The 21,249-nt window shown below is 67.1% G+C and carries 14 protein-coding genes and 5 pseudogenes; 3 read left to right on the forward strand and 16 right to left on the reverse strand.

The features are described from left to right. Positions 1–66 precede the first annotated feature (66 nt). The 12 genes and pseudogenes from C5O27_RS06600 to C5O27_RS06655 all read right to left on the reverse strand — a co-directional run bounded on the left by C5O27_RS06600 (position 67) and on the right by C5O27_RS06655 (position 15,164). Positions 67–810 carry a TetR/AcrR family transcriptional regulator gene (locus C5O27_RS06600; RefSeq protein ID WP_006357163.1) on the reverse strand — a complete coding sequence of 248 codons (744 nt, stop codon included), beginning with the start codon at positions 808–810 and terminating at the stop codon, positions 67–69. A gap of 42 nt (positions 811–852) precedes the next feature. Continuing rightward, a complete protein-coding gene (locus tag C5O27_RS06605; protein ID WP_035752968.1) occupies positions 853–1,599 on the reverse strand; it encodes an ABC transporter ATP-binding protein in 747 nt (248 codons plus the stop codon). Further along, complete coding sequence (locus tag C5O27_RS06610; RefSeq protein WP_035753022.1) at positions 1,596–2,474, reverse strand: ABC transporter ATP-binding protein; 879 nt, start codon at positions 2,472–2,474, stop codon at positions 1,596–1,598. Before C5O27_RS06610 ends, C5O27_RS06605 begins: the two co-directional genes overlap by 4 nt. Further along, a pseudogene (locus C5O27_RS06615) lies at positions 2,467–3,696 on the reverse strand (branched-chain amino acid ABC transporter permease); the annotation flags it as partial. The pseudogene C5O27_RS06615 and the gene C5O27_RS06610, both read right to left, overlap by 8 nt. Continuing rightward, positions 3,693–4,712 carry an IS481 family transposase gene (locus C5O27_RS06620; protein WP_127962234.1) on the reverse strand — a complete coding sequence of 340 codons (1,020 nt, stop codon included), beginning with the start codon at positions 4,710–4,712 and terminating at the stop codon, positions 3,693–3,695. The gene C5O27_RS06620 and the pseudogene C5O27_RS06615, both read right to left, overlap by 4 nt. A gap of 109 nt (positions 4,713–4,821) precedes the next feature. Continuing rightward, positions 4,822–5,610, reverse strand: a pseudogene (locus C5O27_RS06625) (branched-chain amino acid ABC transporter permease); the annotation flags it as partial. 146 nt (positions 5,611–5,756) lie between these two features. Then, positions 5,757–7,025, reverse strand: a pseudogene (locus C5O27_RS06630) (ABC transporter substrate-binding protein). A 343-nt stretch (positions 7,026–7,368) separates the two neighbouring features. After that, entirely contained in the window at positions 7,369–8,544 is a 1,176-nt protein-coding gene (locus tag C5O27_RS06635; protein ID WP_035752963.1) for a phosphatase PAP2 family protein, read from the reverse strand. Positions 8,545–8,674: 130 nt separating this feature from the next. Next, positions 8,675–9,961 carry a hypothetical protein gene (locus C5O27_RS06640; RefSeq protein WP_006357169.1) on the reverse strand — a complete coding sequence of 429 codons (1,287 nt, stop codon included), beginning with the start codon at positions 9,959–9,961 and terminating at the stop codon, positions 8,675–8,677. Between the two features lie 149 nt (positions 9,962–10,110). After that, the gene (locus tag C5O27_RS06645) at positions 10,111–10,746 is read right to left on the reverse strand and encodes a TetR family transcriptional regulator (protein WP_127962235.1); all 636 of its coding nucleotides are present in this window, start codon (positions 10,744–10,746) and stop codon (positions 10,111–10,113) included. A gap of 2 nt (positions 10,747–10,748) precedes the next feature. After that, positions 10,749–12,965: an MMPL family transporter gene (locus C5O27_RS06650; protein ID WP_127962236.1), complete on the reverse strand. Its 2,217-nt coding sequence runs from the start codon at positions 12,963–12,965 to the stop codon at positions 10,749–10,751. Between the two features lie 294 nt (positions 12,966–13,259). After that, positions 13,260–15,164, reverse strand: coding sequence for a Vgb family protein (locus tag C5O27_RS06655; RefSeq protein WP_230461852.1), 1,905 nt, complete (start codon positions 15,162–15,164; stop codon positions 13,260–13,262). A 295-nt stretch (positions 15,165–15,459) separates the two neighbouring features. Here C5O27_RS06655 and C5O27_RS06660 point away from each other — a divergent pair, with 295 nt between their 5' ends. Continuing rightward, on the forward strand, positions 15,460–16,749 hold the full coding sequence (locus C5O27_RS06660; protein ID WP_006357173.1) for a sensor histidine kinase: 1,290 nt from the start codon (positions 15,460–15,462) through the stop codon (positions 16,747–16,749). Next, positions 16,682–17,362: a response regulator gene (locus tag C5O27_RS06665; protein ID WP_006357174.1), complete on the forward strand. Its 681-nt coding sequence runs from the start codon at positions 16,682–16,684 to the stop codon at positions 17,360–17,362. The genes C5O27_RS06660 and C5O27_RS06665 overlap by 68 nt, the downstream gene beginning before the upstream one ends. A gap of 20 nt (positions 17,363–17,382) precedes the next feature. On the opposite strand, the gene C5O27_RS06670 is transcribed toward C5O27_RS06665, so the two are convergent. Further along, positions 17,383–17,769, reverse strand: coding sequence for a DUF5997 family protein (locus C5O27_RS06670; RefSeq protein ID WP_006357175.1), 387 nt, complete (start codon positions 17,767–17,769; stop codon positions 17,383–17,385). A gap of 41 nt (positions 17,770–17,810) precedes the next feature. Between C5O27_RS06670 and C5O27_RS06675 the strand changes: the two genes are divergently transcribed. Beyond that, positions 17,811–18,593: a LysR family substrate-binding domain-containing protein gene (locus tag C5O27_RS06675; protein ID WP_127962238.1), complete on the forward strand. Its 783-nt coding sequence runs from the start codon at positions 17,811–17,813 to the stop codon at positions 18,591–18,593. A 15-nt stretch (positions 18,594–18,608) separates the two neighbouring features. Here C5O27_RS06675 and C5O27_RS06680 read toward each other — a convergent pair. The 3 genes and pseudogenes from C5O27_RS06680 to C5O27_RS23115 all read right to left on the reverse strand — a co-directional run. After that, positions 18,609–19,292 (reverse strand): annotated as a pseudogene (locus C5O27_RS06680) (NADPH-dependent F420 reductase); the annotation flags it as partial. 148 nt (positions 19,293–19,440) lie between these two features. Then, positions 19,441–20,904, reverse strand: a pseudogene (locus tag C5O27_RS06685) (sodium:solute symporter family protein). Continuing rightward, positions 20,901–21,032 (reverse strand): hypothetical protein, encoded by a 132-nt coding sequence (locus C5O27_RS23115; RefSeq protein WP_006357179.1) that lies wholly within the window; start codon positions 21,030–21,032, stop codon positions 20,901–20,903. Before C5O27_RS23115 ends, C5O27_RS06685 begins: the two are co-directional and overlap by 4 nt. Positions 21,033–21,249 lie beyond the last annotated feature (217 nt).

Below are 21,249 nucleotides of genomic sequence, written 5' to 3' on the forward strand. Positions count from 1 at the left end.
GTGGGGAACTTGGGGTCGACTTGTCCGGACCTTGGACCGTCTTGGACAGAGTTCTTGAATGGGGTGTCAGCGCTGGTCGAGCGACGCGTCGAGCGCTTGGAGCTGCTCCGGCCGGACGTCGCGGAGCACGGCCATGGTGGCGGTGATCGCGAGGTCGCAGGCCTCGTCGATGCCGGCGCCGTCGACGATGAGCGCACGATGCGCGACGTCGAGACTCATGCCCAGCAGCAGAGACGCGAGCGTGTCCGCGCCCGCGGAGATGTCGGCACCGCGCTCGGCGTAGTTCTTCCGCAACCGCGCGGAGATCCTCGGTTCGAGTGCGGCATACAGGCGCCGGTTGCTACCGCCGCCCCCACTGTGTCCCATGAGCACCCGCAGGCCGGCGGGATGGTTCCGGGCGTAGTCGAACAGGCACTGCACCGAATGGCGGGCCCGCGCCCCGTAGGGCATGTCCTCGCTCTCGTCGTAGACGCGGAACATGAACGAGGTGAAGATGTCGAGCTCGCGGTTGATCACGCGGGCGACGAGCTCATCGCGGGACCCGAAGTGTGCATAGAGCGTCACCCGTGTCGTGCCACCGCGTTCGGCGATCGCGGTCATCGTCGCCCGGTCGGCGCCCACCTCGGCGATCACCTCGCAGGCGGCATCGAGCAGTTGTTCGTCGGTCGGACGATTCCGGGTGCTGCGTGCCGGACGGTCCTGGCCGGTGCGGCGCCGAGCGGACCGGCCGGGCCCTCGCCCGTTGGGATCGTGCCCGTTCGGATCGTGGGTGTTCGGATCTTGGGTGTTCGGATCGTCGACCGTGACCACGGCGTCCCCGGATTCGTCGGTGGTGGCGTTCTTCGGCCGGTCTCAGGAGGCCTGTTCCTCTATGGTGCGACCGAAGTATGCGGCCTCCACCATGTCCCGACGGCTGCGCAGGTCGGCGGCACTCGCCGACAGTGCGACCCGGCCGTGATGGAGGACGATCGCCGAGTCCGCGATCCCGAGGGCGAGGTCGATGTGCTGCTCGACGAGGACGACCGCCATCTGGTGCTCGTCGGCGAAGGCGCGGAGCCGCGGGAGCAGATCCTGCACGGCGACCGGAGACAGGCCGAGACTCATCTCGTCGATGAGCAGAACGCGCGGACGCGCGAGGAGTGCCTTGGCCAGGGCGAGCATCTGCTGTTCGCCGCCGGAGAGATTGCCGCACTGCCGCGAGCGCATGGTCTTCAGTTTCGGGAAGTACCCGAAGACTGTGTCGAGATCGGTTCCGTTCTTGCGCTTCGCGAGTCGCAGATTGTCCGATACCGACAGCTTGTGGAAGAGGCCGCGGGTGTCGGGGACCAGGGTCACGCCGCGGCGGGCGTTGCGTTCGATGTGATGGTCTATCGGTTCGCCCAGCGCGGTCACGCTGCCCGACATCAACGGCAGGGCGCCGACGGTGGCGAGCAGAGTGGTCGTCTTGCCTGCACCGTTGGGGCCGAGCAGGGCCAGGATCTCCCCGGCGCGGACCGAGGCGCTCAGACCGCGCACGGCCGGCACACCGCCATAGCCGACGGTGATGTCGTCGAGTTCGAGGACGGGGGACGCCGAGGAGGCGTCGTTCGGCGTGCTCATCGGTTCTCCTCGGGCGCGGCGGTCGTGGTCGGTTCGGTTCCGGTCGCGAGATCGGTTGGCCCACCGGATGACCCGGCCGCATCGAGCTCGGCCACCGCATCCGGGTCCACCTCCGGGCTTCCCAGGTAAGCGGAGATCACCGCCGGATCGTCCTGGATGGCCGCGGGTGTGCCGCTGGCGATGACCTTCCCGAAGTCGAGCACGTAGAGGCGGTCGCAGACGTCGAGGACCAGCGACATGTCGTGGTCGATGAGGAGGATGCCGATGCCGGTGGCAGCGATGCGCCGCAGCTCGGCACCGAAGTCGCGGCTCTCGTGGGTGTCGAGGCCCGCCGCCGGCTCGTCGAGCAGGACGAGTCGGGTCCCGCCGACCAGGGCCCGGGCGACGCCCACCAACTTCTGTTGTCCCAGCGTGAGTTCGCCGGGACGCTGATCGGCGGCGTCGCGCAGACCGACGAGATCGAGTGCGTGGTCGATGGTCTCGGCGGGTGGCCGCGAACCGTTGAGCACGTCCGACACCATCGCGCGCAGGCCGACGGGCTGCACGGCGACGGCCAGGTTCTGGGAGACGGTGAGGTCGGTGAACAGCTCGCCGGCCTGCCAGGTGCGTGCCATTCCGGCTCTACGCCGACGATGCGGCGAGGCCTTCTCGAGGCGTTCACCGGCCAGCGAGACGGTGCCGGTGGCCTTGGTGAACCCGGTGACGGCGTCGACGAAGGTGGTCTTGCCCGCGCCGTTGGGGCCGATCAGGCCGACGATCTCGCCGGAGCCGACGGTGATGTCGACGTCGGTGTTGGCGCTGACACCGCCGTAGCGGACGGAGAGCCCGCCGGTCTGGAGCAGGGTGGTCCGTTCCAGGACGGTCGACTCAGACATGGACACCTGCCTCCGCGCTCTGCGCCGCACCGGGCGCCTCGGGTTTTGGATCCGGTTCTCGGCGGTGCCGTAGGGCCCGGATCTTGTCGCCGAGTTCGGACGCCGCGCCGGCCACGCCGACGGGGTTCATCACCGCCATCAGCAGAAGGCTGCCCGCGGCGATCAGTTCGTAGTACTCGCCTAAACTCAGTGTCTGGGTGAGGAACACATAACCGACGCCGAGCGGGCCGATGATGCCGGCGATGACGGCGCCGGCGAACGAGGTGATTCCGCCGACGTAGGTCATCGCGAGCAGCGTCAGGCCGATCATCACGGTGAACGAGCCGGCCGAGAGCTGGCCGCGGCTGTAGCCGATCAGGCAGCCACCGATGCCGGCCAGGAAGGCCGACAGGGCGAAGCCGAGGAGTTTGGTTGCGGCGACGTTGATTCCGACCGATGCCGCCGCGCGTTCGTTGGAGCGAACCGCGAGGAAGGCGCGGCCGGTGGAGCCGCCCATGAACCGAAGGACCACGAGGGTGGCGATCGCGACGACGACGAGAACCATCAGCGCGAACCGCAGGGTGACGAGGTTGGTGCCGTCGCGCACACCGAGGTCGATGCCGAAGAGTGTCGGGTCGGCGATCATGTTGCCCTCGAACGCGGTGATGGCCGGGTTGTTGAACACGAAGCTCTGGATCGCCAGTGCCGCGGCCAGGGTCACCACTGCGAGCTGCGCGCCGCGGATACGGAGGGCCGGCACGCCGACCAGCACGCCGAGTCCCGTCGCGATCAGTGCGGCGAACAGCATGCTGAACGGGAACGGCACATTCCAGTTGGTGGTCAGCTTCGACAGGACGAATCCGGCGGCGCCGGCAAAGGCCATGGACGCCAACGAGATCTGGCCGAGGTAACCGGTCAGCAGGACCAGCGAGAGCGCGATGAGCGAGAGGATCACCGAGGTGACCACGCCGAACCGCCAGGTGCCGGAGGTGAGCAGGATGGCGAGGACGACGGCCGCGACGATCGCCACGGTCGGGATGACCCGGATGCGGGGGATGCGCACCGCAGGCATGCGTACCTCGCCGAGCGAGCCGCGCGACGGGATTCGTCCGCCGAGGAGGAACAACGCGATCACCACGATGACGAAGGGCACGGCGTCGCCGAGACCGGCCTGCGCCCACTCCGGCCACCAGGCCTCGGTGGCGAGCCACGAAATCACCGACTGGAAGGCGCCGAGCACTAGTTGTTCTGACCCGCCAGGTTGGGTACGCGGTCGGCGGGTGAGTTGCCTCGGAGTGCGGTGTGGCCGCGTTCGTGATTGTAGATGCGAAGGAACTCGGGGAAGGCTGCGACGCGTTCGGTTTCACTGAGGTAGGGACGGGCGTAGGCCCATTCCTCCTGGAGGGTCCGGTTGAATCGTTCGACCTTGCCATTGGTTTGCGGCCGGTACGGTCTGGTCCACTTGTGCTTAATCCCGTTTTCGTCCAACAAGTCCCGGAATATTCGGGACCGGTAACAAGAGCCGTTGTCGGTCATCACTCGCGCGGTGGTGACACCGATCGAGGCGAAGTGCGCCAACGCCCGAGTCATGAACGCGGTCGCGGTTTCCTTCTTCTCATCAGCGAGGATCTCGGAGTAGGCGTAGCGGGAGTGGTCGTCGACGGCGTGATGCAGATACGCGTACCCCAGGTTGGGGCGGCCAGCAACTTTGCGGGTTCGTCCAGGCTCGCGGTGGGCACTGGAGTTGCGGGTGCCCTGGGCGCGGCCGTGTACGCGATGTCCACCGCCGTCGGGGATTCTGCCGAGCTTTTTGATGTCGACGTGGATCAAGTCTCCGGGCGCTTGGTGTTCGTACCGGCGAATCTCGCGTCTGCGGGCACGTACCGGCGCCCCGGTTGCCGGGTCGATCCACGACAGTCGTAGGCAGCCGTAGCGGGTGAGGATGCGGTGCACCGTGGAGACGTTCAACCCCAGGTGGTATCCGATCCGGGCTGGCCCCCAGCGGCGGGAGACGCGTAACCCGACGACCCGGCGTTCCCGGCGCCGGCTGGTGCGATGCGGACACGATCGGGGCCGGCTGGACCGATCACCCATTCCGGCCGGCCCGTGGTCGCGGTAGCGATCCGCCCATCGCTTGGCCGTGGTGACTGACACGTTGAACCGGTCAGCTGCGCGGCGCAGTGGCCACCGGTCGTCCACAACACACCGAGCCAGACGCAACCGGCCAGTCGGGGACAGCGGTGAATTACGGTGGGACATGAAGACCTCCGGGTTGAGGAGCGGTTCTTAGACAGCTCCACACCTCACTCGGAGGTCTTCCCTATGTCACGTCGACTCGCCGAACTCTGTACCTAACGTCCCGGGTCAGTACAACTAGTCCTGCCGCGCAGGCGACCCCGAAGGAGGTGAGCCGTCCGACGAGTGCGACCGCCAGCGCCGGGATGACGAAGAAGGTGTAGCTGGTGACCGTCAGGCCGATGGTGAACGAGGCCAGCACGACGATGAGGCCGGTGGCCGCGCCGGTGATGACCCACACGATGGCGGCGAGGCGGTCGCGGGAGTAGCCGGACAGGCGGGCGGCCAGTTCGTCCTCGGATCCGGCGCGCGTCGCGACCCCGAGCGTGGTGAGACGGAAGTAGGCCCACAGCAGCAGGGACACCGCGATGGCGACACCGGCCAGGATCAGGTCGGAGACGTTGACGACGGCACCGGCGATGTCGACGGTGTCCTCGGGCAGGATCGACTGGGCGAACAGATTTTCCGTGTCGAAACGCAGCTGGACGAGGGCCTGGAGGAAGAGCATGAGGCCGACCGACGCGACGACTTGTGCGAGCACGGGCGCGTGTCGTAGGGGACGGAAGACGAGGACGTGGGCGAGCAGGGCCCAGACCACCGCGCTGACCACGCCGAGGGCCAGAGCGAGTTCCATCGACGTGGGGTTGTCCTCACTGCCGATACTCAGGGTGCCGATGGGCAGGACGAGACTGCCGTCGGTGCGCAGCGCGGCGACGAGATAGACCGAGTAGAGACCGATGGCACCCTGGGCGAAGTTGATGATTCCGGTGGCGGCGTAGATGCCGACCAGAGACGAGGCGAGTACCGAGTAGATGGCACCCGCGGCTAGCCCGAGGAAGGCGAACTGGAGGAACTGGCCCATGTGCGTACTCATTCGTTCGGCGCGTGTGCATCTCACGCGGACGGATTGCGCGGACGGGTGGGTGGGTCAGCCGGGAGAACGGTCGGGGAGCGGGTGGTGGGGATGGGCCCCGGGTGCGGGGCCCATCCCCACCGTGTCGTGCTCGGTTACGCGGCGCCCGGGATGAGCGCGAGCGCGGCCGGGAGCGGGGTGATGAATCCCCCGGTGGCGGGCTCGGTCTTCTTGTCGGCGACGACGTTGAACAGCAGCATCTCGGTGGTGCAGTTCGGGCTCGTCGGCTTGCCGCAGTTGAGCTTCGGTCCGATGAAGGACTGGTAGTCCTTGACCGCCTTCAGTGCGCCGAGGATGCTCGGGCCGGTGTAGTCGCTGAGCTCGGCGTTGCCGACGGTGGTCGCGAAGTCGGCGAGGATCGAGAAGGTGCCGTAGGCGTAGAAGCCGGCGGTGCCGCTCTGGTCGTCGATGAACTTCTGGGCGGTCTCCAGGTTGCCCTTGACCTCGGCCGGGGTGGAGTCGAGCGCCGGCGTCTGCCAGAACGGTGAATACGTCTGCGCGCCGACGGCCTGCTGGCCGAGGGTGTCGATGAAGTCGGTGCAGGCGGCCAGGAAGATGGTGCCCTCGAACTTCACCGAGCGCAGCGACTGGGCGAGCTTGGTGCAGACGTTGTCGTTGGGTGCGGTCATGAGACCGGCCGCGTCGGGACTGCCCTCGGCGAGCTGGCTCGCCAGCTGCGTGAAGTTGGGTCCGGCCGGCGGGTAGTACACCGACTTGACCTCGATGCCGAGCTGCGCGCCGAGCGGCTTCATGAGTCCGTCGAAGACCTGATGTGCCTGCGGCAGATCGGCATTCGCGAGCGTGAGTGAGTTCTTGCCGTCGGCCTTCAGCTGCTGCATGAAGCCGACGAGGAACGCGGCCGGCGGCGGTCCGAAGTACACACGGTTGTCCGCCGATGCGCCGGTGATGGTGCTGAACGGGATCTGGCCGACCAGCGGGATCTTCGCGGCGGTCAGGATCGGCACGGCGGCAGCGGATTCGGCGTTGAATCCGTCGATCGCGGCGACCACGCCGGCTTCGACGAACTGGTTGGCGCACGACACCGTCGACTCGGGTGCGGTCTGGTCGATACCGCAGTCGATGATCTCGATGGGGCGGCCGTTGATGCCGCCGATCTGGTTGTTGATTTAGTCCACGGCCGCCTGCTTGCCGGTGGTGACACCGGGCTGGGTGGCCGGGCCCTTGGAGGGGTTGAACAATCCGACCTTGATGGCTTCGCCGGAGGCCTTGGTACCGCTGGAATCCGCGGCGGAGCCATCCGATCCGCCGTCGTCGCTGCTACATGACACGACGGAGAAGATGCACGCCGCGGCCACGGCGACCGCCGCCAGCCGTCCGGCTCCTCGAGAGTTCGACAAACGCATGTTTCGACTGCCTTTCGGCGATGGTCTCCGGGCACGACGAAGCAGCCCGGGAAGCGGGCACGGCGACATCGCCCCGGCGGGGCTTGAAGGTGAGTGAGTTCGTTAACCCAGTCGTCGGACTGGATGCGAGATTCGGCACCGTCCGCCCAGTTCACGGGCGGTGAGTCCACCTCGGGTGTGACGTGGACCACCCGAAAATTCGCCGTATCCTTACTCTGGTGTCAAGCTGTTCGGGCTAACTGGACACACACTGACGCCCACGACACGACGAGATGGCGCGTGCGGGTGAGTTCGCAACGCGCAGTGGGACAAACGATTCAGTAAGGGAAAGCGGAAAGCGCCGTCAGTGAACGGTGACGCCGCCGTTGTCGTCGACGGTCACCCGGGCGGTGTAAGCCCGAACGAGATCGAGGCGCTGCCAGGAGGCGCGTCCCGGTCGCTGGTCGTCGAGCGGGTAGCCGGCGGGATGCGCGGTCGCAACGAGGATCTGGCGACGCTGCGCGTCGGACAGTGACGGGAAGGCGGGTGAGATCATGTCGACGGCCTGCTGTGGCACCACCATTCGATGCGTGGGCGAGGCGACCCGGCCGAAGCCGTATGTGAGGCGGTCGGTGTAGATACGCTTCGCCTCGTCGTCGGTCAGATACGGGGTGTCCTGGTTAATGCAGGTGGACAACGGAGCACCGCAACGCCATTCGAGTTCACGACGGATCTCGGTCGCGGAGGCGCGGAGCAAACGCTTGAATTCCGGGTCGTTCCACCGGTCGGCGGCCGCGGCTTGGCCGACCATGGCGCCGCCGATCACGTCGAGCGGGTAGTGCACGCCGAGTACGACGCGGTGGTAACCGCCCTCGGAAGCACGGGTGAGGAACTGCGGGGCGAACTCGGGAAGCATCAGCGCGAGAAGCGTTCCGCGCCAGAAGAACATGCCCGCGTGTCCGGAGGGGAAGGACGGGTTGGCCCCGAGGGCGTCGTACTCGTTTTCGTCGGTGCGCGTGTACTTCCGGATTCGCTTGGGGGCGACGACGAACGGGCGGTCGTTGCCGAAGACGTACTTCTCGACCAGCGTCGTGTTGGCGATGCCGCCACCGCGGGCCAGGTAGTCGCTGAAGATCGACTTGGTCTTGGGCAGGCGACCGGCAGCCAGTGCGTTCCGGAAGTGGCTTCCGAGTTTCTGTCCGAACGCGTCGGACATCGTCACGAGCGGATCGTCGTGGGCGTCGGTGAGTGCGCGCCGCTGCAGGGCGGGGTCGTCGGCCGCGGCCTGGTTGATGGCCACGACCTTGTCGAGGTTCTGCGCCATGATCTCGGGGTGGTCCCGTCGCAGCGCGCTGAACGTCTCGATGGGCTGCAGGTAGACGCCGCCGGGGAACGACGAGACGTCCGACGGATAGAGCCGGACGAGATCTCCGGTCGGGAACGGCACCGGTGTGGGCTTCGCGGGGGCGGCCTGTGTGGGGGCGACCAGCGCGACGGTGGCGGCGACTGCGGCCGCGGTCGCGATGACAGGCGCGAACATCCGCGTGAGGGTCCGCCGGCGTGGGCGAGGTGCGGCGGTCCTGCGGGGTCGGGCGACGCTGTCCGAGATCACCCCACGATCCTAGATGTTCCTTCGCCGGACGAACGGCCGTGACCGTCAGTGGTCGGATTCAGCAGGCCGGGCTACCCGGGAACGCCGGCACGCCGAGACCGCAACCGACCGCGGTCACCGCGCGGATTCGGGCCTCGGGATTGCGCCGCTCGAGTGCGGGGATCAGGCCGTTGGTGACCACCGTGGTCTTCGCTGCCGGGCTCGTGGCCGCCGGGTTCAGCACCCCGCGCTCGCGGGCGAAGTTCACCAGCTCGTCGTAGACCATCGAGAGGGCTGCCTCGGTGGTGCGGTCCTCCGCAGCGAGATCGTGGAAGTCCACGCCGGTCTCGTATTCGTGGCGCACCGCATGCGGTCCCTGATTGCAGGCGCGATCGAGCAGGTCGATGTCGAAGGCACGGTGTCGCGGCGTCGGTGGGGTCATCGTGGCCCGGTCGGTGCACGTATGGTGCGAGATCCGGTCGCCGAGGGCGTGGATGTAGATGCCGATACGCGCGTTTGCCGACTGCTTACCGACGTAGGAGTCGAATCGCTCCGAGGTCACCCCGTCGGTGATGACCTGGCGGCCGGTCACGTTCTGGAAGGGGAGCGTGACCGGATAGGCGACGCTGTACTGCCCGGTGATCTGGGCCGGGTTGTTGCGCCCGCCGTAACACGTTGTTCCGGTGGCAAAGTCGCCGCGCGCGGTCCGGTCGGTGAAACCGCCGGTGCACAGGGGTGCGTCGCTGCCGGGGCCTTCCATCGCCCAGCGCCGGATGTGGGTGAGCATCACCTCGTGCCGCGGATCGTTCACGTTGGGTCGCAACCCGTTCGGTACCGGCGATCGCGGACCACGCATCGTCGGCAGCACGTGGAAGAGGAACCCGCCGGTGTTGAAGTGAGTGCGCACGAGACCGCTGATGTCCTTGGTGGTCAACGCGGCTGCGTTCGGGACCTTGTTGCTGCGCATGTCACGGGGCGCGAAGGTACCGAGGTCGGTGGCCTCGCTGTAGGCGGCGATCCAATAGGCGTCCTGCAGCGAGAAGCCCACCTTACGCGCCATGATGTACGTCGAATCGGTGTGCACCAGACTGCGTCCGCCGAGCGGTTGCTGCAGCGTGTAGCCGTAACGGATGGCGCCGCGGATGCCGCACAACGGATCGTCGCCGTTGTTCGGCGGGCAGGCGAACGGCAACGGTGCGCAGTTGTGAGGTGGTGCTCCCGGCGTGTAGCAGATGTCCTCGGCGAAACCCCGGGCCGTCGGCGGTGATGCCACGATCAACGACGTCGCGGCCAAGACCAGTGTCAGCGCGGAGACCGCGAGAGTACGTGGCCAGAGCCTGATCTGGAGGTGTCGGGTGGGGCGCATGCTGATCCCTCCTGCAAGGATCAGCTCATCGTAGGTTGGGTCATGCCCGTGCACTGTGGCTTTCGGGAACTGCATCGGAAGCCGTCACGAAAATGCGCCCCTGACAACGCCCTCGAAATACGCCGTCCACAGTTGGACCGGCGACGTAGTCAGTCGAGCGGAAGCCCCTGTTCGAGAAGATCGATCGCCCGCAGGGTCGTCTCGATCTGCAGATCCGCGGGGTTGTCGTCGCCTTCGGTCGCGAGTCGGAAGGTCACCCCGGCCACCGCGTCGAGGAACACGCCGAGGGCGAAGTCGTCGGCGTCGCGACCGAGGTGGTCGGCGATGAGTTGCCGCATCCCGGTCATCATCCGCTCGGACTCGGCCTGGAAGGTTTTCTGCAGCAGGGGTTCCGACCGGATCAGCTGCATCCGAAGCGGATTGCCGACCCACGGGTCGTCGACCGTGAGGCGGTGGAGTTCGGTGAACAGACGCCGGATGAGGTCGAAGTGGCCGAGTCCGGGCGGCATCGACCCGACGATCGCTCGGGCCTCGGTCTCGAAGTGTTCTCCGCCGATCACCACCTGTTCCTTGGTGGGGAAGTAGCGGAAGAAGGTCGTGTGGGAGACGCCCGCGGCCTCGGCGATCTGCTCGACGGTCGTCTTCGCATAGCCGTGTTCGGAGATGAGGCGAAGCGCCGCTTCGCGAATCGTGTTGCGGGTCCGCGCCTTCTGCTGCTCACGTAACCCGGGCCGACGCCCCGGGCTGTTGCCCGGGGCGTCGGTGGTGGATGGAGCGCTGGACACGGTCAGCTCGCCGGTACCGGCGTCTTCGTCTCGTCGGGATCGGTGAGTCCGCGGTGACGGACCGACTCGCCTTCGATGTCGAAGTTGATGACGAGCTTGTCGAGCCACTTGGGCAGACCCCAGGCGCGGTCGCCGAGCATCGCGATGACGGCCGGGACGACCAGCATGCGGATCACGAAGGCGTCGAACAGGACTGCCGAGGCGAGGGCGAAGCCCATCATCTTGGCCGTCGTCTCCGGCGAGAGCATGAACGCGGCGAAGACGCTGATCATGATGATCGCGGCGGAGGTCACCACACGAGCGCCGTGACGGTAACCCGCGACGATGGCCTCCTTCGCGGTCATGCCGTGGATGTACTCCTCGCGCATTCGGGTCACCAGGAACACCTGGTAGTCCATCGCCAGGCCGAAGACCACTCCGATCAGGAAGATCGGCAGGAACGAGATGATCGGCTGGGTGTTCGTGATGATGCCGAACCAGCCCTCCTGGAAGATCGCGACGGTGATGCCGAAGGTCGCGAGGACCGAGAAGATGAAGCCGACCGTGCCGATCAGCGGCACCCACAGGGAGCGGAAGACGCCGATCATGATCAGGAACGCGAGCCCGACGACGACGATCAGGTAGGGGATCAGCGCGTCGTTGAGCTTCTGCGAGAGGTCCGACATGATCGCGGTCTGTCCACCGACATGCAGTTCGGCGCCCTGCTTGTCGACGACCGGTGAGTACGCACGGATGTTCTCCATCAGCGTGTGCGTCGCCTCGGACGAGGGTGCGCTCTTCGGTGTCACGGTGATGAGTGCGGTGCTGCCGTTCTGCCCGCCCTCGTTGCCGATCCAGGTGAGGGAGCCGGGGTTGACGACGTCCTTCAGCCCGGCGATGTGCTTGACGGCCTCGTTCGCGACGGGCGCGATCGGGGCGTCGTCATCGTGCAGGACGACGAGCAGCGGGCCGTTGATGCCCTCACCGAAACCCTTGCTCAGCAATGCCTGTGCCGGTGCCTCGTCCTCGGTCGACAGCGACAGACCCAGCTCCATCTTGGTGGCGGGGATGGCCGCGGCGGCGAGAGCGAGCAGGCCGATGACGATGAACGGGATCGGGGCCTTGACTACGGTGCGGCCCAGACGGACACCCAGGGTGTCGCCGTCCTCGGTCTGCTCGGCGTGCTTGATCCACGGGATCTTCGGGCGGAAGGCGAAGCGGCCGAACGCGCCGAGGAGAGCGGGGATGAGCGTGAGTGCGGCGGAGACGGCGATGAAGACCGCCACCGCGGCGCCGGCACCCATCTGGGTGATGATCGGGATGCCGATGACCACGAGGGCGACGACCGCGACGATGACCGTGAGACCGGCGAACACGACCGCTGATCCGGCCGTTCCGACCGCGCGGCCGGCGGCATCGGCCGCATCACCACCCCGGTTCAGTTCGGCCCGGTACCGGGACACGATGAACAGCGCGTAGTCGATGGACACCGCGATGCCGAGCATCGTGACGATTGCGGTCGCGGACTGGTTGATCGAGAGCAGCTCCGCCGACAGCGTGAGCAGCATGATGGTGATCGCGACGCCGACGATGGCGGTCACCAGCGGGATGAACGCGGCGATCAGGGCGCCGAAGGCGACGATCATGACCACGAAAGCGATGGCGAAACCGATCAGCTCGGCGGCGCCACCCTGTTCCATCACCTGCATCAGGGCGCCGGTGGCCTCGACCTGCAGGCCGTTGCCGCGGTTCTCGTCGAGGATCTTGACGAGCTCTTCCTTGTTCTCGGTCGTCAGGTCCATGACCGTGATGTTCTGACGGACCTGGATGAGGCCGACGCGACCGTTGTCACCGAGGACCGAGGGCGCGATCGCCGGGTCGACGGCAGCGGCCACGACCGGGTTCACCACGGTTTCCGGCGCGATGACATCGGGCAGCGTGCGCAGATCCTCGGCCAGCTTGTTGATCTGCTCGGTGTGGTTCTGCAGGCCGTCGTCGGCGGCCACGAGGATGCTCGTGGAGGCGCGCTCCTGCTCCTTCATGACCTGCGGGAAGTACTCCTCGACCTGCTCGGTCGCGGTGCCGGAGTCGGTTCCGGGGAGGCTGAAGTCCTGGGCGAACTTCGGCTGTAGGACGCCGACGAGCGAGACGACCGCGATCATCGCGGCCAGCCAGGCCGCGATCACGGCCCATTTGTGCCGGAAGGAGAAACTCCCCAGCCTGAACAGAAGCGACGCCATGGCGTGTGAACCCTTTCGGTTTTCGAGCGCAGGGTCGGCGTCGGCGCCGACCGGTGGTGCGACATGCGACGGTCGCGTCACATGTGTTAGTGACTAACACTAGTTACTGAGTACCACTTTTGCACTGGTCTCCGATTCCGGCGCGAGAGACAAGCGTGACCTACACGCTTCCGTTAGTCACGCGAATTAGCGCGAATTCTGTGACAAAGTTCCGCAAATCGGACACGAAGACGCGATGTCGGTCACACCTGCGTCCCCGATGTGAGGTGCTCTGCGTCTGCGAAGGGTGCCCGGTCAGCGCACCGGTACCGGTGCCGCAGCACCGACCAGGGCGACGATGTGGAGTCCGCCCGGGTTGGTCTGGAGCGGGACCTCTTTCCAGTTGTTGGTGGTCCAGACATTGCCCGCGGGGTCGACGATGATGCCGGTGCTGCGCGCGAGCCCGTCGAAGAAGTAACCGGTCACGTCCGGGGAGATGGCGTCGCCGGTGCTTTTGCCGGGCGGGCAGGTGGCGGCGTTCGCGCCGCAGAACTTCGAGACGCGCTTGCCGGCGAAATTGCCGACCCAGACATTGCCGTCGCCGTCGGTGGTGATGCCCCACGGGATCGTGATGCCACCGCCGCGCAGCGGCCCGACGAGGGTCTTGCCCGTCGGGCCCAGAGCGGACACGGAACCGAACGATCCTGTGCCGGTGGGACGGTCGGGACACGGCAGCGTGATGGCCCCGGAGTTCGCGATCCACACGTTGCCGCGGGCATCGGTGGCCAGGCCCAGCGGATTGTCGACGTGGGGTCCGGTGATCGGGGTTCGCAACGGTCGTCCGGAGCGGTCCAGCATCGCGATCGAGCTGCTCTGTAGGCCGCTGACGAAGAGGGCCCGGCCGTTGTCGACGAGATGGAAGGGCTGCTTCACGCCGACCTTGATGCTGCGGGCGCGGCTCGGGTCGCCGTCGGGGAAGACGGTCAGTGAGTTGGTAGCGCAGTTGGTGGTCCACACCGATCCGGTGCGGTCGGTGGTCATGCCCTGCGGCCAGCTGATCGATCCCTGCGTGAAACCGGCGGGCGGAGAGAGAACTTCACCCTGCGCGCTGAACTTCGACAGCGAGTTGTGTGGCGGCTGGCGGTCGGCGGGGCAGCCCGGTTCCGGTGCGGCGAAGCCGTAGTTGCTCACCCAGATGTCGCCGGAGTGGTCCCGGGTGATGCCGTAACCGGCGCCGCTGAGGCCGCCGCCGGTGATCGGGCGTCCGCCGACGAGTTTTCCGTCGGGCCCGAAACGGAACAGGTACTTGCTGCCGCACACCGCAGTTCGCGGGTCGGCGTTGTACTCGTAGTTCGCGTTGACCCAGATGTCGCCGCCCTCGCCGATGACGAAGTTGCCCGGGCCGGCGAGAAGTCCACCGCCACCGTCGAATCGGAGGGCCAGCGTCCAGGCGGCGGGCGGAAGCGGAAGTGCCCCGGCGCGAGCGGGTCTCCGCAGTGCGACCCCGAACAGTCCGGCGGGGTTGTGTTCCGGGCTTCTCGCCATGTTCGCCATCGCCTCGACCATGTTCGACGGCCGGCCGCTCAGCGGGGTCGTCGTCGCGGACCGCAGAGCAGCGCAACCCTCGGGTGACGAGGTGCAGGCGGCGAGCGCATTGGACAGCGAGAGGAACGCGGCCTGGGTCGACGTCTGTGCACCGTTCGGTGCTGAGGCGAGGGTGGAACCGATCCGGCCGCTGGTCGGATCGGCGAGGTTGCCCGCCATCGACGCCGCGTTGCGCACGCCCGGTGCCAGGCCGCTGATGCGAGTGCCGTCAACGAACTGTGCCATCGCGTAACCCGTTGCCACGGTGGTCAGCTCGTTCACGGTCAGGCGGGAGGGCAGGGTCGGGGAGATCGTGGCGAGGGCGGTGAAGGAGTTCGGTTGTCCCGCCGGGGTGGCGGTCACGTAGAAGGCCTCGTCCGTGCCGGGCTGTGCGGTGGGTCGGAGAGTGAAACGACCGGACCGATCCGACCGCGCGACACCGGCGCTGCGCACCGGCGACGAATCCGTCCCGGTGATCCAGGCGCGCACCTCCCACGCCCGTGCCGGACCGTCGGCGACCACGGTGCCGGCCACATCACCGGGTGCAGCTGACGCATCCGAGACGCCGACGATGCACAACGAGGCGATCGCACCCATCGTCGCCAGTAGGGTGACCGGAATTCTTGGAAGTCGCACGGGAACTCCTCGCAGCACGCGCTGACCCGCCGAGGTCGCGAGCCGGGAACGTTCCGGAGCGTACCGAGGATCGGTGGCCCGGCGGTGCGTCGTCGTGCAGGGTTCCCGGACGCCCCAACCATTCGGACTGGTAACGGCCCTCGCGTACTGCGGACGTAGTAGACGATCCATACCGCGTATGTCGCATTTGCCGCGATTGCGGCTAGGGGGACCGTAGGAGACGGAGATGGAGACGGATCGCCGCGGGTGATCAGACCACAGGTGCGTAGCCCTGATCAGCGGTAATCTGCTGCGCGTGGACCTCGACGAACGGTGGGTGCGATTCGCCCGTCGTCGTCCGCTCATCTCGTCGGTGGTCGTCGCCGGGCTGGTCGCCGTCGGCACGGTGCTGGCGTTGCGGGTGGTCCAGCGGGGCGGCCCGGGTGACACGAGTCTCGAGGCGGCGTTGCTGGGCGTCGCGGCGTCGGCGTTCCTGGTGGCGAAGAATCGCGCGCCACTGGTGTCGGTGGCGGGAACGACCGCCGGAGCGGTGATCTACATCGTGGCGACCGGCTCGTTCAACTCGGCGATGAGCCTGCCTCCGGCAATCGCGTTGTACACCATCGCCTCCCGATATCCGATGCGTCGGGCGATGACCGTGACCGCGGCCGCGGCCGGTGCGCTCCTCGCGGCATCGTTCATCTGGGGTGACGACTGGTTACCGGTCGAACGGATCGGCGCCGTCGGCTGGCTGTTCCTCGGCATGTGCGTCGGGGCGCTGGGTCGTGCTCGCAACGGGTACCTCGAGGCCATGAAGGCACGCGCGGAGGCGGCCGAGTCACAGCGGGAGGTGGAGGCCGCGCAGGCCGTGCTCGCCGAGCGGATGCGTATCGCCCGCGACATCCACGACGCGGTCGCGCACCATCTGACCGCCATCAACCTGCAGATCGGAACGGCGCGGCGACTCGTGCACGCCCGCCCGGAGGTGGCCGAACAGATGCTCGCGCAGATGCACGACATCGCCGGTGCCGCGCTGAGCGAGGTCAAGGCGACGGTGGGGATGCTCCGTCGGGATTCGCTGACGGTCCCCGAGCCGGGTGCCGGGATGTCGAGCATGCCGGGCATGGTCGAGGTGTACCGCAATGCCGGAGCGTCGGTCGTGGTGACCGTGTCGGGCGAGGAGCGGCCGCTGCCCGACGACGTGGATCAGGTCGCCTACCGGGTGATCCAGGAGTCGCTCACCAACGCGGTCCGCCACGCGCCCGGGACGCCGGTCGCGGTGCGCTGCCGATACGACGACGATGCCGTCGCGATCGTCGTCGAGAACCGGTTGCGCCCCGACGACGCCCGTGCAGGCGAGGGGGGTCGGGACGCCCGTGACCTGCCCGGGCTCGGGATGATCGGCATGCGTGAACGGGTCGTCGCGGTCGGCGGGACGCTCGACGTGCGGTGGGTGGACGACCTGTTCGTCGTCGACGCCGCCCTGCCGGCCGGTGGTGGATCGGCTGATCGCGAGGCCACCGTGAGAGGAGATGTCGATGACCATCCGGATCGTCCTGGCCGACGATCAGGGTCTGTTCCGCAGCACCCTGCGCCTACTCGTTGACACCGAACCCGACCTCGAGGTCGTCGCCGAGGCGACCAACGGCGGCGAGGCCGTTCGTGCGGCCCGACGCTTCCACCCGGATGTCGTGGTCGCCGACATACAGATGCCCGGCATCGACGGCATCGCGGCCACCCGCTCGATCACCTCGGACCCGCTGCTTCGCGGGACCCGGGTGATGGTGCTGACCACCTTCGAATACGACGACAACGTCGCCGCCGCATTACGCGCGGGCGCAAGCGGTTTCATCGGCAAGGACGCCTCACCGCAGGAGCTCCTGGACGCGATACGCGCGGTGGCGCAGGGTGACACGCTGATGTCTCCCACCGCCACCCAGATGCTGGTGAGCCACTTCCTGTCTCGCCCGGCGGCCGGATCGGCCGCGGAGTCCGCGGTCGTCGGGACGTTGACCCCGCGCGAGCGGGAGGTGGTGGTGCTGGTGGCCGAGGGATTCGGCAACGCGGAGATCGCCGACCGCCTGCAGATCAGCGTGTTGACCGCGAAAACCCATGTGAACAGGTCGATGACGAAGTTCGGCGCGCGGGATCGGGCGCAGTTGGTGGTGGCGGCATACGAGTGCGGACTCGTGGTGCCGGGGCGACGCTCGGTGCGATGACCGGGGCGGGAATCCGCCGGTCAGTTGTCGGCGTTCTCGGCTTCCTCGCGGTCCCGACGACGGTCCTCGTGGAGTGACTTGACGCGTCGTTCCTCGCGGCGGACCTCCACCTGCGTGGCGCGTTCGGCGGCGAGCCACTCGGGCATCTCGGCGAGCAGGTCGTTGATCTGTGCGGTGGTCAGCGCCTCGGCGATCCCGTTGCGGACCAGGGCGGAGTTGGAGACCCCGAGCTTGGCCGCGACCAGGTTCTTCGGGTGCGGTCCCTCGGCCCGGAGGGTCTTGAGCCACTCCGGCGGGTCGGCCTGCAGGGCGGCGAGCTCGGCGCGTGTGATGGAACCCTCGCGGAACTCCGCGGGGGTCGCCGGCAGGTACACGTCCAGCTTCTTGGCGGCGGTGGCCGGCTTCATCGACTGCGAACTCATTCCCCCAGGGTATCGGGCGGTAGCCTTTGGTCGTGAGCACACCCGACCGGGCAGGCGATTCTGGGGCTTCGACGTTCCGACTGGCATACGTCCCCGGCGTGACCCCCGGCAAGTGGGTCCGCATCTGGGAGGAACGGCAACCCGACGTCCCGCTGGAGCTCGTGGCCCTCGAGGTCGCCGAGTGTGCGGGGGCCATCGCCCAGGGAAGTGTGCAGATGGCGATCACCCGTCTGCCCGACGCTCTGCGGCACGGCGATGCCGGGCCACACCACACGATCGAACTGTACGAGGAGACCACTGTCGTCGTGGTTCCCAAGGATCATGTGCTCACCGCGGGTGACGAACTGACCCTCGCCGACCTCGCCGACGAACAGATCCTGTGGCCGCTCGACGAGCCGGCGACAGGCTTTGACGATCCAGCCGGCCGTCCCGGCACCGCCGTCGAGCACCGTCCGGAAACGACCGGCGACGCAATCGAACTCGTGGCCGCCGGCATCGGTGCCCTTCTCGTGCCTCAGTCATTGGCGCGGCTACATCACCGCAAAGACCTCGTCTACCGCCCGGTGACCGACGCTCCGACCGGCACCGTCGGTCTGTTGTGGCCGGCCCCGACCACCGAGCTGGCCGAGGAGTTCATCGGAATCGTCCGCGGCCGCAAGGCGACGTCGTCGCGTGGACACTCCGAGCCGATGCCGAAACGGTCGGCCAAGGAGAAGGCCGCCGCGAAGCGGGCCGCGCGAGAGGCCGCGGGCAAGGTCCCGGGAAAGAGTGGCCGAAAAAAGCCCGGGGTGCGTCCGAAGCGACGGTGACGTCGGCCGGAAGGCTCAGGCGGCGCGCCACTCCGGGGTGCGTTCCGGCGAGGCTTCCTTGAGTGCCGCGAGCGTGTCGTCGACGCCGAAGTCCTTGCCGTACACGGGTGTTCCGGGCTGTTGACGCCACGACTCGGCGAGCGGTCCGGCGTCGACCGGGTCGAAACCGAGCTCGTCGACGATGCTGAACACGATCGTCTTGCCGTCCGCGTCGTCACCGGCGATCGGCAACGCGATCCGACCCTCGGCGCCGTCCGGAAGACCCTTCTTGAGCAGGTGCTTCCAATAGATTCCGTTGAACACCTTGTACACCGGCACACCGAGCTGCTCGGACACCCACACGCTTTCCGGTGTGCCGTTCTCGATGGCCGCGATCTTCCCGTCACGCTGCTGCGGGTAGTAGTTGTTGGTCTCGATCACCGGGGCACCCGGCTTACGAGCGTCGAGGATGCCCGGGGCCAGGTCAGGCGTGTTCTTCTGCGGGATGGACACGATGACGAGGTCGGCGTCCCGGGCCGCGTCCTTCGCCCATACCGCCGTTGCGCCGGTTTCTTCTGCCAGGTCTGAAAGCGTCTCGGGCGCGCGCGAATTCGACACGCGAACGTCATGTCCCAGTTCGGTGAGTCGACGAGTCAGCGTTCCGCCGATGAATCCTGCTCCGATGATCCCGATCTTCATGCTGTACCTCTTCCGACGATGTCGTTGACTCTTCGCGCAACGGTGGTCGGGGTGGGGGCATTCCCCGGGCCGGGTTTATGTGATCTGGGGATCAGAAAGTGCCTGGGCCGTGCGGCGCGACGGGGCGGCCTTTCGCATCTCTGCGAAAGGCCGCCCGGTCGCGTGGTGGTCACACTGTGGAAGCCACCGGCTGTTCAGCAGTGGTGGGCTCGGAGGCTGTCGCTTCCACCCGTCGACCGTCCCACCAGGATCCGACCACCATCGCGATGATCGCGCACACCAGCGTGGGGACGATGCCGTGGAGTTCGATCACCCCCTGCTTGCGCAGGACCTCGAACACGATCAGCACGATCACGCCGACAACCATCGACGCCACCGCACCGGTCTTCGATGCCCCCTGCCAGAGCAGTCCGATGAACAGCGGCACGAACAGGCCTGCGGCGAGGAGTGAGACCGCGTACGAGGCGAACGTGAGGATCAGCGGTAGCGGGCTGAACGACATGAACGTGGCGGTGGCCACCGCCAGTGCACCGATGACGCCGGTCGAGATTCGCGAGAGCTTCAACGCTGTCGCGTCGTCCGCGGTCTTGCGCAGCGTGCACACGATGTCGCGACCGAAGTACACACCCATCACGTGGAGAAGTGAGTCGGTCGTCGACATCACCGCGGAGATCAGACCTGTCAGCGCAATAGCCGCGATGATGGTGCCGCCGTGGGTGAGCAGGAATGACGGCAGTGCCGAGTCGCCCGTCATGGACGGGTCGATGATCGCGATGCCGATACCGATGACGAGGATGGGTGCGTTCACGAGCCAGAACGAGATCGCCGATCCCCAGCCGAGCACGAGTCGGGTGGTCCGGACATCCGGGCAGGACAGGATGCGCTGCAGATAGTTCGGCATGCACGCGACGCCGAGTCCCCACGAGAGGCCCCAACCGAAGGCGAGCATCCAGGTCGGCACCGGGCCGCCGAGGAACTGCGACAACCCGGGGCCATCGCTCCAACTCAGGCCGTCGCTTCAGACTTTGGTGATGACCAGGACGAGCGTGATCAGAACCGCCGCCACGAGTACCACGAGTTGGTAGGCGTCGGTGCGGGCGACTGCTTGCATACCACCGGTGAGGGTGTACAGCACGAAGATGGTGCCGACCACCAGGATCACCGCCCACACCTCGAAGCCGATCGTGGTGGAGAGCAGGATGCCGACCGCGAAGAGCTGAGCGATGAGGTAGACGAAGTAGGCGATCACGATGGTGCCTGCGGAAGTGACGCGAACTGAGCTGTCGCCGTAGCGTTTTCCGAGGAGTTCGGGAACGCTCTCCGAGGTGCGGCCGGCCCGGTGAACGCGACTGGACATGAGGACGAGGAACAACAGTCCGCAGCCGAGGCCGAGGAATGTGTACGGGACGAGGGCGAGGCCCATGCCGTTCGCGGAGCCGACCAGACCGATCACCGTCAGGGCCGAAACGTATGTGGCGGTGAAGGTCATCGTGCCCAGTACCGGACCCATGTTGCGTCCGGCGACACTGTAATCCGACGACGTGGTGATCTTCTTGTTGCTGCGGAGCCCCACGATGAGGATCAGAACGAAGTAGATCGCGACCAGAATGGTGAAGGCTGTCTGCAGATTCACTGGTCGACACCCTTCGCCTTGACCCGGTCGCGCCAGTTGAGGATGAGCGCTGCCGCCAGCGGCGCACCGCCGCCGAGCACCATCACGGCGATCGAAGCGGCGACTGCGGGAACGGATACTGAATCCATCCGGAGGCCTTCTTCCTAGATGTTGGGATGATTGTGTACATGTGCAGATTTGTGCAAGGAAGGATTCCCAGCCGGCGACTTCGCAATTGAACGCTAAGCCGTACGGGGAAGCCCGGTTTCACGAGGTGTGAGCATAGTTAGCTTATGTAACGGTCATGTGATGCGCAACACTCTCACGGATTGACCGTAGCTGGTTGTATACATTGCTGCAACGGTT

This window comes from Gordonia alkanivorans (genome assembly GCF_004011905.1).
GTDB classification, from domain to species: domain Bacteria; phylum Actinomycetota; class Actinomycetes; order Mycobacteriales; family Mycobacteriaceae; genus Gordonia; species Gordonia alkanivorans.